The sequence below is a fragment of the Gracilibacillus halophilus YIM-C55.5 genome, from assembly GCF_000359605.1.
Classification (GTDB): Bacteria; Bacillota; Bacilli; order Bacillales; family Amphibacillaceae; genus Gracilibacillus; species Gracilibacillus halophilus.
Genome location: NZ_APML01000025.1, coordinates 1 through 15,728, shown reverse-complemented (window position 1 = coordinate 15,728; position 15,728 = coordinate 1). Strand labels below are relative to the sequence as shown.

The 15,728-nt window shown below is 36.7% G+C and carries 14 protein-coding genes and 1 pseudogene; 5 read left to right on the top strand and 10 right to left on the bottom strand.

Annotated features, from left to right (window positions below):
* Window positions 1-65 precede the first annotated feature (65 nt).
* Window positions 66-989 carry a GTP cyclohydrolase FolE2 gene (gene folE2, locus J416_RS07410; RefSeq protein ID WP_003467764.1) on the top strand — a complete coding sequence of 308 codons (924 nt, stop codon included), beginning with the start codon at window positions 66-68 and terminating at the stop codon, window positions 987-989.
* A gap of 9 nt (window positions 990-998) precedes the next feature.
* Window positions 999-1,232, top strand: a complete 234-nt coding sequence (gene yidD, locus J416_RS15405) for a membrane protein insertion efficiency factor YidD (RefSeq protein ID WP_003467763.1) — start codon at window positions 999-1,001, stop codon at window positions 1,230-1,232.
* 54 nt (window positions 1,233-1,286) lie between these two features.
* Here yidD and J416_RS07405 read toward each other — a convergent pair whose 3' ends face one another.
* The 5 genes from J416_RS07405 to J416_RS07385 form a co-directional block, all read right to left on the bottom strand.
* The gene (locus tag J416_RS07405) at window positions 1,287-1,589 is read right to left on the bottom strand and encodes a hypothetical protein (protein WP_003467762.1); all 303 of its coding nucleotides are present in this window, start codon (window positions 1,587-1,589) and stop codon (window positions 1,287-1,289) included.
* Window positions 1,589-2,011 (bottom strand): acyl-CoA thioesterase, encoded by a 423-nt coding sequence (locus tag J416_RS07400; RefSeq protein ID WP_003467761.1) that lies wholly within the window; start codon window positions 2,009-2,011, stop codon window positions 1,589-1,591. The genes J416_RS07405 and J416_RS07400 overlap by 1 nt, the downstream gene beginning before the upstream one ends.
* Entirely contained in the window at window positions 2,008-4,290 is a 2,283-nt protein-coding gene (locus J416_RS07395) for an AAA family ATPase (protein WP_003467760.1), read from the bottom strand. The genes J416_RS07400 and J416_RS07395 overlap by 4 nt, the downstream gene beginning before the upstream one ends.
* A gap of 162 nt (window positions 4,291-4,452) precedes the next feature.
* Window positions 4,453-7,164 (bottom strand): aconitate hydratase AcnA, encoded by a 2,712-nt coding sequence (gene acnA, locus J416_RS07390; RefSeq protein ID WP_003467759.1) that lies wholly within the window; start codon window positions 7,162-7,164, stop codon window positions 4,453-4,455.
* A 144-nt stretch (window positions 7,165-7,308) separates the two neighbouring features.
* Window positions 7,309-8,415: an ATP-binding protein gene (locus J416_RS07385; RefSeq protein WP_003467756.1), complete on the bottom strand. Its 1,107-nt coding sequence runs from the start codon at window positions 8,413-8,415 to the stop codon at window positions 7,309-7,311.
* Window positions 8,416-8,662: 247 nt separating this feature from the next.
* Here J416_RS07385 and J416_RS07380 point away from each other — a divergent pair, with 247 nt between their 5' ends.
* Complete coding sequence (locus J416_RS07380; RefSeq protein ID WP_003467753.1) at window positions 8,663-9,142, top strand: DUF2621 family protein; 480 nt, start codon at window positions 8,663-8,665, stop codon at window positions 9,140-9,142.
* Window positions 9,143-9,169: 27 nt separating this feature from the next.
* Here J416_RS07380 and J416_RS07375 read toward each other — a convergent pair whose 3' ends face one another.
* From J416_RS07375 to J416_RS07355, 5 genes and pseudogenes are all read right to left on the bottom strand, one after another.
* Window positions 9,170-9,598, bottom strand: a complete 429-nt coding sequence (locus J416_RS07375) for a Na(+)/H(+) antiporter subunit B (RefSeq protein ID WP_003467750.1) — start codon at window positions 9,596-9,598, stop codon at window positions 9,170-9,172.
* A gap of 189 nt (window positions 9,599-9,787) precedes the next feature.
* A pseudogene (locus tag J416_RS07370) lies at window positions 9,788-10,014 on the bottom strand (YneF family protein).
* Window positions 10,015-10,153: 139 nt separating this feature from the next.
* Window positions 10,154-12,154, bottom strand: coding sequence for a transketolase (tkt, locus tag J416_RS07365; RefSeq protein ID WP_003467744.1), 2,001 nt, complete (start codon window positions 12,152-12,154; stop codon window positions 10,154-10,156).
* 150 nt (window positions 12,155-12,304) lie between these two features.
* On the bottom strand, window positions 12,305-12,529 hold the full coding sequence (locus J416_RS07360) for a DUF896 domain-containing protein (RefSeq protein WP_003467741.1): 225 nt from the start codon (window positions 12,527-12,529) through the stop codon (window positions 12,305-12,307).
* 87 nt (window positions 12,530-12,616) lie between these two features.
* Window positions 12,617-13,267 (bottom strand): YneB family resolvase-like protein, encoded by a 651-nt coding sequence (locus J416_RS07355; RefSeq protein ID WP_003467738.1) that lies wholly within the window; start codon window positions 13,265-13,267, stop codon window positions 12,617-12,619.
* Window positions 13,268-13,527: 260 nt separating this feature from the next.
* On the opposite strand from J416_RS07355, the gene lexA reads away from it, so the two are divergent.
* Entirely contained in the window at window positions 13,528-14,148 is a 621-nt protein-coding gene (gene lexA, locus J416_RS07350; protein ID WP_003467736.1) for a transcriptional repressor LexA, read from the top strand.
* 190 nt (window positions 14,149-14,338) lie between these two features.
* Window positions 14,339-15,628 carry a hemolysin family protein gene (locus tag J416_RS07345; protein ID WP_003467734.1) on the top strand — a complete coding sequence of 430 codons (1,290 nt, stop codon included), beginning with the start codon at window positions 14,339-14,341 and terminating at the stop codon, window positions 15,626-15,628.
* The last annotated feature ends 100 nt before the right edge of the window (window positions 15,629-15,728 follow it).

Below are 15,728 nucleotides of genomic sequence, written 5' to 3'. Positions count from 1 at the left end.
GCATCTTGCTAAAGGATTGCGTATAATTTTACCATTGCAGTGGTTAGAAAGGAGTCATAATCATCATGAAAGATGAAAGAAATGTTTCATTACCAAATAAAGCGGAACGGCATAAGCTTTTTGGGTCAGTAGAACCAGGGCCTAGATCAAAACCAACCAAAAAGCATGAGATGCCTGACCTTCAAAATACAAAGCAAGATTTTCTTTTTGACATTGACCATGTCGGTATTACTAATGTGAAGCATCCTGTTATTGTGAACAGTCATGTAACTCCTCACGTACAAACAACAATTGGCACATTTTATATGACATCATCTGTGAATAAAACACATAAAGGAACAAATATGAGTCGTTTTACAGAATTGTTAAATCAGTACTATGAAAATGGGGAACTCGAAGTAAGTCTGGCATTTTTAAAAGAGTTTACAGCTGAACTAAGTCATCGATTAGAGCAAGAAGAAACAACCATCACCGTTGAGTTTCCCTGGTTTTTTGAACGACGAGGACCTGACTCTGATAAACCCGGTATGAATCATGCAGATGCAAAGGTGACTGTTCACTATCATCAAACCAGTGGTTATCATTACACCGTTTCTTTAAAAGGAACCATTACAACATTATGTCCATGTTCAAAAGAGATCAGTGAATATAGCGCTCATAACCAGCGAGGAAATGTCAGTATGGAGGCTGAACTGACTGGTGATTTTGATGAAACAACAACCGACTGGAAGCTTGCTTTATTAGAGGCAGCAGAAAGTAACGCTAGCGCTCGCATTCATCCTGTGTTAAAACGACCTGATGAGAAAATGGTCACAGAACAAGCATATGAAAATCCTCGTTTTGTCGAAGATATGGTGCGATTAGTAGCTGCCGATTTGTATGAAATGCCATTTATTCAGAAATTTACTGTTACTTGTCAAAACGAAGAATCCATCCACTTACACGATGCGATTGCAACTATTACTTACGATAAATCATGGCATATGTAGGTGATGTGTTTGAAACGGTTATTTATTGGGTTTATCCAATTTTATCAAAAGTTTATCAGTCCGATGTTTTTACCAAGTTGCCGTTTTCAACCCACTTGTTCGCAATATAGCCTTGAATGCTTTCAACAATTTAATATATTCAAAGCCACTTACTTGTCATTGAAACGTATCGTAAAATGTCACCCGTTTCACCCTGGTGGATTTGACCCTGTCCCTACTAGAAAAGACGAGCATCATGATTAAATGCTCGTCTTTTTATACGTTAAAACTTACGAAAGCTAACATATCCATTTTTAATTATATCAAGTTAAAAAAGTGAATTTGATCCCATTGCTGCTCTGCTTTTAATATCTTTCTTTGATACTCACCGAATAAATCAAAATGCGGATATACGGGATCGTTATGAATCCATTCTTTTCGAAGGCCATACTGTTTTCCCCAATCAGCTAATCGTTGATAATCACTACAACCTACTTTGGTGACTGTTTTACAATTTGGAAAACGATCATCCATCCAATAATGGGTTAGAAAAGAAATTTTCCCTTTCTTCACATCTTTCTTCCATTGTTGAAGATGTTTTCTGCGCAGACCAAATGCCATTAGTCTTGATCCTCCAATGCTTGCTGATAAGCATGATGCCAATGGGGGAACTTTTTCTTTAATGATAACGGACGAAAATTATCTTTTTTGACAATGACATGTTCTGTTTGTCCACTTACAGCTACCTCACCTTGATCATCTAATATATTGTAACCATAAACGGTCCGAATCCCATTATATGATTGAATCCATGTTTCCACAAATGCATCTTGACCATAACGAATTGGATGTTTGAACGACATATCAGCATGCACTACAGGAGATACAATCCCTTCTTTTTCCATATCATTATACTGAAATCCTAATTCCTCAATAAAAGCCGTTCGGCCGATTTCAAACCAAATTAAATAATTGGCATGATAAACAACGCCCATTTGATCCGTTTCCTGATAACGAACTTTAATTGGTGTTTTCACAATCATTCATTGATCCCCCTTGTCGCACCCCATGCTAACTCGAAATCTTCTTTCGTTAATTCTTGTAATTGATCATAATCCATCTGATCACTGTCTTGAATACGTAGTGCTTGAAATTGAATCGCTTCATTGATGAGATTGACAACAAACCGAGCATTGCCAGGGATATGTCGCTCTTCAAATTGTTTGTATAAATAATTTTCTACTTGGCGATCCCATTGATAGTCAAAATTATTCACATGATATTTAGCAATCTGTAATAGTTCTTCCGTTGTATAATCTTTAAAGTGAAAATATTTTTTAAACCGGGTTTCTAAGCCTGGATTGCTTGCAATAAATTGTTCCATTTCTTTCTGATAGCCTGCTAAAATAACGACGAGATTTTCATTATGCTTTGTCATTTCATCGACTAAAGTATCTATCGCTTCTTTCCCGAAATCTTTGTCTCCTCGAAATAATGCATAGGCTTCATCAATAAATAGGACGCCACCGAGTGCTTCTCTTATCTTATTTTTTGTTTTTAGCGCTGTTTGGCCGACAAATCCGGCCACTAAATCACTACGTGAAGCAATCACAAGGTGGCCACGTTTTAACAAACCACGATTTTTCAAAATCTTAGCAAACACTTGGGCTACGGTTGTTTTACCAGTGCCAGGATTTCCAGAAAACACGGCATGAAGCTGTATGGGGACAGTCGGAAGTTCGCGTGTTTTCCGTTGTTGTTGCACTTCTACAAAAGCTGACAATTTCTTAACTTCTTCTTTCACTTCTGACAAACCGATTAATTGTTCCAGTTGTTCCATTGGATCAGTCTGTGTGTCATGATCATCAACGAGTGCAATATCTTCTTTCGTGATGCGCATATGTTCGATCCAATTATCCTTAGTAGGCATTTGATGATTAGAACCAATATGAAAAATGACTTTGAGCACTAGATCTTTAACCGTTCTAGCATTACCGAACGATTCGTCAACTCTCGCCTTTTCGATTAATGAATGAAAATGCTGCAATGCTTCATCTGTAAAAAAGTAGTCATTTTGAAGTGCAGTTTGTTCTGCTATATCCATCAGTTCTCGATCATTAAAATCAGGTAACTGAATAAAATTTCCTTCTGGGAAACGACTACGTAACCCTTGATTCGCCCATAAAAAATGCCGCATTTCTTCAGGATATCCCGCGATAATAACCGCAAATTGGTTCGCGTATTCTTGACTAGTCATACTAGACACTAATGTGTCGATAACCGCTTGACCGTAATCGTTTCCTGTCTGATCTTCACGTTTTAAATTGTATGCTTCATCAATAAATAATACCCCACCGAGCGCCTTCTGCACATAATGTAGCGTATTTTCTTCACTTTGTCCCATAAACGAACCGACTAATTGAGACCGGTTAACTTCGATCACATGATTAGTACGTAAAATACCTAGCTGATAATAGATTTCGGCTAGTAACCGCGCAATTGTCGTTTTACCAGTACCAGGATTCCCAGTGATCACCATATGCAACCCTTGCTCGTCTACCATTTGAAAACCTAATTCTTTACGTCGCTTTTGGTACTTTAAATAGTGATAATAATTATTCATATAATCTTTAATTTGATGAAGTCCAACCATTTGTTGCAATTCTTCTAGCGGATCATCTGTCTGTTCCTGTCGAAGAAATTGAGGAAGTTGTTGATAAAAATAGTTTATCAGACGTTGCAATTGGTCGAGCATTTCATGATAAGTCGAAAGTGATTGTACAGTTCTTCTCTGCTCTAATCCTTCCACCATTTCTTGCAGTACATCTTTTAGTGATGTAATTTGTTCAATGACTTGGTAAAATGCCTGCGTTAACTTACCTAGAGTTTTGTCTTGTTCCAAAAGAGAATATTCCTCAAGTGGTTTCAATTCTCCTAGAAATGCCTTTGCCTTTTTTAATTTTACTGGATCAAAATCAGTTTCTCTTATCATATATTGAGAAAAATCAATCGAACGTAACTGTTGATAAAACGACAAATAATGTTTGATCCGTTTAATTTCGCCAACAATCGAGGGAACTTGCTCTTCAGGAAACGTATCCAGTTGTTCTTGTAAGTGGTCATCACCGACATCACGTTGCATTCGGTAATAAATCAACATACTATATAAAATAGCTTTTGTTTGTATTGATAATGTGATCAATCCATGCTCTTCATGATCAATCATACGTAATAACTCAATCTCGGTATAAGGAGGCATTTGATCTAATGCCTCCCACCTAGATATTGAATGTTCGATTTGTGCTGCGTCAAAAACTGACACGGTTATGACTCCTTTCGGATACCATACATCTTTTCAACAAAAGATGCGAATAAATTCTTCTTCTTATTATAAAACAATCTCCTCACACCGTCTAATGATCAATATTATAACAGATCCTTATCCATAAAAAAGATAGCCGATGATCGGCTATCTTTAAAACATTTATGCTTCTTGTGCGATTTTATTACGTAGTACCATCTGTAAGATTCCACCATGACGATAGTAATCGACTTCTACATCACTATCAAAGCGCGCCACAACTTCAAATTCAGTTTTCTTTCCATTTTCATCAGTTGCTGTCACTTTTACTAAATCATGAGGTTTTACATTTTCATCAATATCAATTTCAAATGTCTCTTTACCAGTTAATCCGAGTGAATCTGCGCTTTCACCATCTTGGAACTGAAGTGGTAGAACACCCATCATGACTAAGTTCGAACGGTGAATACGTTCATAACTTTGAGCAATGACCGTCTTTATGCCTAATAGATTGGTTCCTTTCGCAGCCCAGTCACGAGAGCTTCCCATGCCGTAATCATTACCAGCCAATACAACAAGTCCAGTTCCATCTTCTTGATATTTCATAGCTGCATCATAAATCGGCATAATATCCCCAGTTGGCCAATAAGTAGTGAAACCACCTTCTGTTCCTGGAGCTAACTGGTTTTTAATACGAATATTAGCAAATGTACCACGCATCATAATTTCATGGTTCCCTCGACGAGACCCATATGAGTTGAAATGACGAGGCGATACACCTTTTTCTTGCAAGTACTTACCAGCCGGCATATCTTTGGCAATTGCACCTGCTGGCGAAATATGGTCAGTTGTCACCGAATCACCGAATTTACCAATCGCACGCATATCAGATAAAGGTTTTACCTCACTAGGATCTTTTGATAACCCTTCAAAGAATGGTGGATTTTGAATATATGTTGATTCACTATCCCAGGAATATAGTGGTTCATCTGTTGTGTCAATTTCATTCCATTTTTCATTGGAATCAAACACATTTTCGTATTCTTTGCGGAATAATTCAGGTGTAACAACTTTCTGCACTTCACTACGAATCTCGTCCATTGTTGGCCAAATATCATTAAAATAAACCGGTTGGCCATCTTGATCTTCACCGATTGGATCATTCTTCAAGTCAATATCCACTGTACCTGCTAATGCATAAGTTACTACTAATGGTGGTGAAGCTAAATAGTTCGCTTTCACTAATGGATGAATACGTCCTTCAAAGTTACGGTTACCCGATAAGACAGATGCTACCGTTAAATCAGAATCTGCAATGGCTTGTTCGATCTCTTCACGTAGCGGTCCAGAGTTACCAATACATGTCGTACAACCATAACCAACCAAGTTAAACCCTAACTCATCCAGATATTCCATTAATCCCGAATTTTCTAAATAACTTGTCACAACTTTTGAACCAGGAGCTAGTGAAGTTTTTACATAATCAGGTACGTCTAGCCCTTTTTCAACTGCTTTCTTCGCTAATAAGCCAGCGCCAAGCATAACATATGGATTGGATGTGTTTGTACATGAGGTAATCGCTGCAATGGCAACATCACCTGTCTTCATTTCGGATTTTGTACCGTCGTTGTACTTAATCTCTGCCTTTTTATTAAATTCAGATTGATCAAGTCCAAATCCTTGGTTACCAGCTGGTGCTGTAATCGCATCATTAAACGATTTTTGCATTTGAGATAGTGGTATTAAATCCTGTGGACGTTTAGGCCCAGATAGGTTTGGTTCAAGTTCAGATAAATTGATTTCAACTAAATCAGTAAATGCTGGATCTGGCTGATCTGGAGAATACCATAAATCGTTCTCTTTACAATATTTTTCAACAAGAGCGATATGTTCTTCATCACGTCCTGTTAAGCGTAAGTAATTTAATGCTTCATCATCCACTGGGAAGAATCCACAAGTCGCTCCGTATTCTGGTGCCATGTTTGAAATTGTAGCGCGATCGGCTAATGGCATATCTTTTAACCCTGGTCCGAAGTATTCTACAAATTTCCCGACAACATTCTTCTCACGTAATACTTGAGTGACTTTCAGAGCTAAATCTGTTGCAGTCGTTCCATTTGGAAAGCTACCTGTAAATTTCACACCGATTACTTCTGGTGCTGGTAAGTAAGATGGTTGTCCTAACATACCGGCTTCTGCTTCAATACCGCCGACACCCCATCCTAGTACACCTAAACCGTTGATCATCGTCGTGTGAGAGTCAGTACCAACGAGTGTATCAGGGAATGCATCTACTTCACCATCATCATTTTCAATTGCGTGAATAACATTCGCAATATACTCTAAATTGACTTGGTGAACAATACCAGTTGCTGGTGGAACCGCACGATAATTATCAAATGCTTTTTGTGCCCAGTTTAAAAACTCGTATCTTTCTGCATTGCGTTTAAACTCTAAATCCATATTTTTTTGTAATGCATCCTTCGTACCGTATTGATCAACTTGAACCGAGTGGTCAATAACTAAATCCACAGGTACTTCAGGATTGATTTTCTCTGGAGATCCACCCATATCTACCATTGCTTTGCGTAGAGAGGCTAAATCCACAACAGCTGGAACACCGGTAAAATCCTGTAAAATCACACGAGAAGGCTTAAACGGAACATCCTCGTCTGCATTTTCTCCCCATTTTGCTAAACTTTTTACATGTTCATCTTTGATTACATGACCATCATGTTGACGCATCAACGATTCTAGTAACACACGAATAGAAAATGGTAAACGGGATATATTGCCAATCCCTGCATCTTCAAGTGCTTTTAATTGATAGTAATTATAAGTCTTACCATTTAGTTCAAATTGCTTTTTTGTCTGGTATACGTTCTGATTTGCCATGACGTTCAGTTACCCCCTTCGAATAAAACTTACCTTATCTATAAACACAATGCAAGATCCTTCACGATATTAATTTTAAATGAAATCGATTTAGAAGTAAATTAATTCACTAGAAAAACTTTATCAAATCACTATTTTGCTAGTTTAATAACTTGATGAGTTTGGTAAATAAATACGAAATGTGCTTCCCTTTGACGGATTAGATTGAATATCTAACTGCCCTTGATGGTTATCGATAATTTGATTGGATATCATAAGCCCTAAACCAGTTCCATTCTTTTTTGTCGTGAAAAAAGGTTCTTTTAATTTATGTAGCAAATGTTTTGGAACACCTGGTCCCTCGTCAATAATAGAAATTACACACCATTTATCATCATGAGTTACATCAATTTCAATGGTTCCACCATTTGTCATTTCTTCAATTGCGTTTTTAATTAAATTGATAAAAACTTGCTTCATTTGCGAACGATCACAGTAAATATCAAGTTTATCTGAAACGTTGAGTGTTAATTGAATATCATATAAGTTTGCTTGTGTTTGTAATAGTGTCACGACATCTTGTAACATTTCTTTCACATTTTCTAAGTTTTTTTCATCAGTCATTGGTTTCGAAATAAACAGTAATTCTGATGTAATGGTATTAATTTTTTCTATCTCATCAATCATAATCTTATAATACTCTTCTTTACTACTAATACCTGCTTGTAATAACTGTACAAATCCTTTGAGCGATGTTAATGGGTTGCGAATTTCGTGTGCAATACCTGCTGCTAATTGACCTGCGATTGACATTTTTTCTGAGCGGATTAACATTTCCTCTGCTTGTTTTTTGTCAGAAATGTCGCGAGAAATCGTAAGAATATATTTTCTTCCATCGTGCCATTTCAAGATTGTAATCATGGTTTCAAAAATAATATACTTACCAACATCATTCCGAATATGTATATAATATGGTTGTGCTACTGTTTGATGAAGATCAATATGCTTAACGATATATTCCTTATCCTCTTGTAAAATATAGCGAAATACAGAGGTGCCTAACAGTTCATTTTTCTCATAACCTAACACTCTCTCTATAGAATCTGATAAAAATAAGATGTGCCCAGAAATGTCACAAACCGTAATGAGGTCAAAACCATGTTTAGTAATGGCTTGAAGCACGGATTTGGGTAATTGATCTGTGGTGAGGGTATCATTGTTGGAGTAAGATGTCTCATTTTCTTGATTATCATCATCGACATGGTTGAGCACGGTTTCTTCCCCCCTTTTTCGTTTTATCAATCATGTACTTCTTTATCAAATCATTGTGGTACAAAAAATACGTTTATTCATGCTATAATATCATTGTTCTAGTAAATTATATGAGAAGAATGGAAGAAAATGCACATAAATACGATTCAATGTTATATTACTATAATTTAGAGAAAAAGAAAATGTCATTAAATGTATAAGCAAGGTTGGAATTCACCCTATAACACAAAAGAAAGGAGGTATAGATATGTCTACAGGTTTCGCCACATTTATCATTTTATGGACGTGTATCTTAATTACTTTGATGGCGATCGGTGGCTTTTTTATGTTCCGCAAATTTTTAAAAAGTTTACCGAAAAATGATGGTCATTCAATTTTGGATTGGGAAAAATTTTACATAGAAAAGTCAAAACATTTGTGGAGAGAATCAGACAAAGATTTTTTAGAAGAGTTAATTTCGCCCGTACCTGAATTATTTCGAGATGTCGCTCGTCAAAAAATTGCTAGCCAAATCGGGAAGTTAGCATTAGACAACAATGAAAAAACCATCACTCAAGATACATTTATTCAAGGATACATAATGGCCACGCCAAAACGCGATCACAAATTTCTACGCAAAAAATTAAAAGAAAAACAAATTGATATTACCCCGTACCTCGCATATTTTGAATTGTCACCAAAAGATTATCGGAACAAAAAATATGCAGCAAAGACAAATAAATCATAGACACTTGTCTTCGCTGCAACCATTCCCTTATGACCGATCATTTGAAATTGTTAAAATAATTGTTAAGGTAACACCAATAACAGTCAAATACACACCAAGATCGAACAACAATGCTGTTGCTAATTCGAGTTCACCAAAGATTGGGAAATGAAAATAATCAAACGTTTGACTTAGGAATGGCTCACCGAAAATAAATGAACCGATACCAGTGGCGACTGCTATTGTAAGACCAATTGCGGTCAATACACGATAATTAATCGGTATGACTTTATTAATTGCTTCCATTCCATATGCCATATACATAAGTACAATCGCAGCTGACGTCATTAAACCTCCAATAAATCCACCACCTGGTTTATTATGTCCTGCGAAAAACAAATATATGGAAAAACCAAATAAAATAAACGCGATAAGTACAGTCATTGTGCGAAGTATTAAATCATTTGATCTTGTCAATGCCCTTATCCTCCTTCATTACACTTGATCCACTAGTGATTGATAACTTAAAGCTTACCGATGGAAAACACAACACACTTTATCTCTCGTTATATTCTTATGATAACATAAAATATCATACGCATTTGACAAAACCCTTGCTACATACATAGCAAGGATTCTATCTTCATATTATGTGATCATGTGCAATTACTTTTTATTATCCATTTGACTGTTCATGGAACGCATCATTTGTTTAATTTTCTTTTGCGATGCTTTTGGCCCATCTGCATCATCATTGTCCGCAACATCTGCTCATTAATCGGCGGATTTTTCTTCAAATAATTCATCATGTACTTTCTTGCGATAAAAAAGCCTAATGCCACACCTGCAATAAGTGCCAAGATCGCAATTAGTACAACCCAAATTGTACCCATGCTTACTCTTCCTCCTTCACTTCATCTCTCATACAGTATAGTAAAAGTCAATTAATAATACAAGCCGTAATTTACCAAACTGTAAGCACTCGAATCAGAAAAAAATCCTTAGCAGTTGCTAAGGATTTTTCATACGACATTAGAATAATTCATTCACATGGTTTACAACGTTATCTACGTTAAAGCCATATTCATCAATAATTTTGCCGCCATTTGCTGAAGCGCCAAAGCGATCAATGGAGATCACTTTACCATTTATACCAACATAACGTTCCCAACCAAGTGAAGCCGCCATTTCAATACCTACACGTTTCGTCACAGCGCTCGGTAGAACTGATTCTTTATAGGCAACATCTTGTTGATCAAATCGATCCCAAGAAGGTAGACTTACGACGCTTACATCTTTTCCTTGCTCTTTTAATGCTTCTTGTGCTTTTACAGCAAGTTGTACTTCAGACCCAGTTGCAATAAGGATAGCATCTGGCGTATCTTTAGAGGCCGGACTAACGACATAGCCACCTTTTTTCACACCTTCGTATGCTTTTTCAGCAGTACTTTCTAGAGTTGGTAGGCCTTGACGAGTTAATACCAATAACGTTGGATGTGAAGTAGCTTCCATCGCCAAACGCCATGCTGCTTGTACTTCATTTCCATCTGCTGGTCGAATAACAGATGCATTTGGCATTGCACGGAAGGCAGCCAACTGCTCTACTGGTTCATGTGTTGGTCCATCTTCCCCAACAGCAATTGAATCATGAGTTAACACATAAGTTACTGGTAAATTTTGAATCGCTGATAACCGAACCGACGGACGCAAATAATCACTAAACACGAAGAAAGTACCACCAAATACTTTTAATCCTCCGTGTAAGGTCATACCATTTAGCGCAGCAGCCATTGCATGTTCACGCACACCAAACCAAACATTCTTTTCGGCTGGTGTATCCTTAGAGAAATCATCAAACGCATTTAGATTTGTTTTGTTCGAACCTGCTAAGTCTGCACTACCACCGAACAAAGAAGGTACGCTATCAGCTAATGCGTTTAAGACTTTCCCTGAAGCCGCGCGTGTTGCTGCTTCGTCTTTCCCTGCTTCAAATACAGGAAGGTCTTTATCCCAGCCTTCAGGGAGTTTATTGTTAATGGCATTTTCTAGGTCTTGTCCGAGTTCAGGATTCGCTTTTTTGTATTCTTCAAACGCTTGATTCCAAGCTTGTTCTGCTTCCTGACCTCGTTTTTGAATTTTTGTTTCAAAGTCTTTGTATACTTCATCTGGTACATGGAAAGGCTCATGTTCCCAATTATAAAATTCCTTCGTTAAAGCAACTTCATCTTCACCAAGTGGTGCACCATGAGATGCAGCAGATGCAGATTTATTTGGTGAACCATATCCAATCACAGTTTTTACTTCAATTAATGTTGGCTGATCCGTATTCGCTTTCGCTTCAGAGATCGCTTTAGAAATCGCTTCAATATCATTGCCATCTTCTACGCGAAGAACTTGCCAGCCGTAGGATTGAAAGCGTCCTTCAATATCTTCAGAAAACGATTTGTGGAGATCACCGTCTAACGAAATATCGTTTGAATCGTATAATGCGATTAACTTCCCTAATCCTAAATGCCCTGCAAGTGAAGCAGATTCATGAGAGATCCCTTCCATTAAGTCACCATCACTCACAAGAGCATACGTATTGTGGTCGATAATCTCGTGTTTGTCTGTATTATACTTTCCTGATAAGTGTTTCTCTGCCATTGCCATACCAACACTCATCGCAATTCCTTGCCCTAGTGGACCAGTGGTTGCTTCAACTCCGTCCGTATGATGAGCTTCTGGGTGACCTGGTGTCTTGGAGTCCCACTGACGAAATCCTTTTAAGTCATCAATCGAAACATCATAACCTGATAAGTGTAGTAGACTATACAATAACATTGATCCATGTCCAGCAGATAATACAAAACGATCACGATCAAACCACTTCGAATGTCCAGGGTTATGTTTCATGTGCTCCGTCCAAAGTGTATAAGCCATAGGCGCAGCACCCATCGGCAATCCCGGATGCCCTGAACTAGCATTTTCAATTGCGTCTATAGACAATGTACGAATCGAGTTTATAGACTTTTGTGCGGTTTCATTTGACATGCTATTTTCCCCCTTTAAATGATATACAATATGTACGTACATTTAATATCCTATAATGAAATAGAATATTAAACAAGTATCTAACATAAAAAAGCACATATTTCTTTTATTATAACTGAATATAAATAATTTTCGCAATTTTTAGACGGCTTATTTTTCGGATTTTAGTCGTTTGATTTTATTTGGTGTGACATCTTCTCCATTTGGATCCATCACTTTCATACCTTTAAATTGATTCTTAAATGATTTTCTTACATTTTTTAAATATGCGTCTCGCAGCTCCTGCTGTTCTTTCTTCTCCGCATCACTTAGTCCTTCTGTTTTTGACTTATTCGCTAATTCATTAATACGGGCTATTTTTTCTTTTGAAAGCATCAAATGTCTCCTTTAGTTGAACATGATATCGAATGAAAAAGAGTATACATCTTTTGTATACTCTAAGTACTATTCTATATCATTTGATTATTTTGATTCAAGCGATTGATATTCTTTATAACGACGATGAACCGTTGCTTTAGAGACTTGATATCCCATACCTCGTAAAATAGATGCAATTTCTTTAAAAGTAAGGTTATTATTTCTTAATCGTATGACTTCCTCGATTGGAAATTCAATACGTTCTCGTCCGTTGGCAAGGTGTTGATTTGATAAGTTATCAGTCGGATCATACCCATGATGAATCGCTTTTTGCATTCCTCTTTTAATTTTGGCATTGTGAAGTTTTCGTTGATACTCTTCAACGACTGATACAATTTGCAACACCATCGAATCCCCTTCTGATAATTGTAATTGACCATTTTGACTTAAAGTGTATATTGAAATACCCATTTTAGATAACTGATGTAATAAAGCGATTCTTGTGTTCCCTCTTCCAAGTCGCGTTTCGTCTTGAATAAGTAATATAGAGGCCTGATTCGCTTGAAACATTTCTAGCATTTCTAAAATATTAGCTCGTTCCAGTTCATATCCGCTGGCTTTCTCTTCAAAAACTTTAATAATGTTCATTTCATATGCATCGGCAAAACTTGATAATTCTTGCTTCTGGCGTTGAAGTGAAGATTCTTGTGTTTCTTTATTTGTACTCACTCTGCAATAGATGATTGCTTGTTCCATCGTCATACGTCCTTTTTTATATACTAGTAACTGCTGCTCCATATAAAAATATAATAGCTACAATAAAAGCAATCAAATAGAATAAATCAACTTTCGTAAGTTTCTTAAGCATATATTTAACCTCCTGCGATCAAGTGTTCGTATATTATACTACAACGAACACAAGTTCCTGTCAATAATTTTTCGAACGAATGTTTGTGTTTCTGTTTGTATTATGCTATACTACAGTTAATAAAAATTACGCAGAAGGTGATATAAATATGACAAATCTATCAAAAAGGCAAGAAGAAATACTAGCTTATATAAAAGAACAAGTTGATTTAAAGGGATATCCTCCATCTGTACGAGAAATCGGAGAATCAGTTGGTCTTGCTTCTAGCTCAACTGTTCATGGGCACCTAGCTCGTTTGGAAAAAAAGGGATATATTCGCCGTGACCCAACAAAACCACGCGCCATTGAGGTGCTTCCTGAACTCGGCGAAGTCGAAATTCCTCAAACAGATCCTGCGTTCGCTCCAGTGATCGGTAAAGTTACAGCGGGACTACCCATAACGGCTGTAGAAAATATTGAAGAGTATATCCCAATACCGAGCTACGAAGGATCAACTGACGAGCAGACTTTTGTTCTTGTTGTTGAAGGAGATAGTATGATTGAAGCAGGGATTTTGGATGGAGACAAAGTCATTGTTAAGCAACAAAATACAGCGGATAACGGTGATATTGTGGTTGCAATGACTGAAGAAGAAGAAGCAACAGTAAAACGTTTCTTTAAAGAAGCAGATCATATTCGTTTACAACCAGAAAACGCTACAATGGAACCCCTTATTTATCATAGTGTAAGCATTCTCGGAAAAGTCGTCGGACTGTATCGATCCATCTAACTCTCATTAATGGATCGATGGACATGTATAGAGCATATAGCCATCGATCCATGACATAACACTTCATTTACCTTATAACCACCTCTCATAATTAATCTTATTGTATAAAAAGACATTATTATGTAAATAACAAAAGAGAAAGTAATGAACGGGAGGTGAAAGCTTACACAATAAAGGTGTAAGTGGTATTTTGGAAATCATTCAATTGAGTATTGTTGCTATCTTAATTATTTTAACAGCATTTTTTGTAGCATCTGAGTTTGCCATCGTGAAAATAAGAAAATCTCGACTGCAAACATTAGTGGAACAAGGAAAAACTGGAGCAAAATCTGCTGATAAAGTCGTCAACAATTTAGATGGTTATTTAGCCGCATGTCAACTTGGAATTACAGTGACCGCACTAGGTATTGGCTGGTTAGGGGAACCCGCTGTCGCCCATCTTCTGCACCCGGTCTTTAATTCAATTGGTTTAAATGAAGCCCTTGTATCAACGGTTTCCTTTATCATTGCCTTTCTTCTTATTACCTTTTTACATGTTGTTCTTGGTGAATTAGCACCAAAATCCTTTTCTATACAAAAAACCGAAGCAGTTACGTTGTTACTCTCTCCGTTATTGGTTGTATTTCACAAGATTATGTATCCATTTATTTGGGTATTAAATGGTGCAGCACGTATTTTTGTACGTATGTTTGGCATAAGACCAGCATCTGAAAGTGGTGAAGTTTATTCCGAAGATGAAGTACGTTCAATTTTGTCTACAAGCTACAAAAGCGGTGAAATTAACGCGAGCGAAATGAGATATGTAAATAACATTTTTGAATTCGATGAAAGATCCGCTAAAGAAGTAATGATCCCAAGGACAGAAATGGTTTGTCTATACCAGTCCAATGAGCATGAAACGAATATAGAAACATTACGAATGAGTACATATACGAGGTACCCTGTCGCAAAAGAAGATAAGGATCAAATTATCGGCGTAGTAAATACTAAAGAATTTTTCAAGCACTATCTTAATGAACAGGAAACCGATTTGACGAAATACATCCAACCCATTATACACGTCGCAGAACATACTCCTGTCAATGAAGTTTTGAAAACATTACAAAAGCAGCATAGTCATATGGCTATTGTCATTGATGAATTTGGTGGTACAGCGGGTCTTATTACTATGGAAGATATTATTGAGGAAGTGTTTGGCGAGATTCAAGATGAACTTGACGAAAACGAGCGACCTATGTACCGAAAAATAAATGAAAGTACGTATATATTGAATGGAAAACTGTTACTTTCCGATACCAATGAATTGCTTCAGATAAATATTGTAAACGATAATATTGATACAATCGGCGGTTGGATTCTCGATCAAAATTTAGAACCAAACGAAGGAACAACGGTTGAATATAATGATTACCGATTTACAATAAAAGATGCAGACGGTTATCGAATCAAACAAATTAAAGCCGAAAAACAACATAAATGAATCAATTTCATAATTGCTCTTTTTAAAAAATCAAAGACTGGTAGGATTTTAAAAATGCCTTTTAAAAAATGGCTGTTTTTGTAAACTTTGTTGTTTTAAG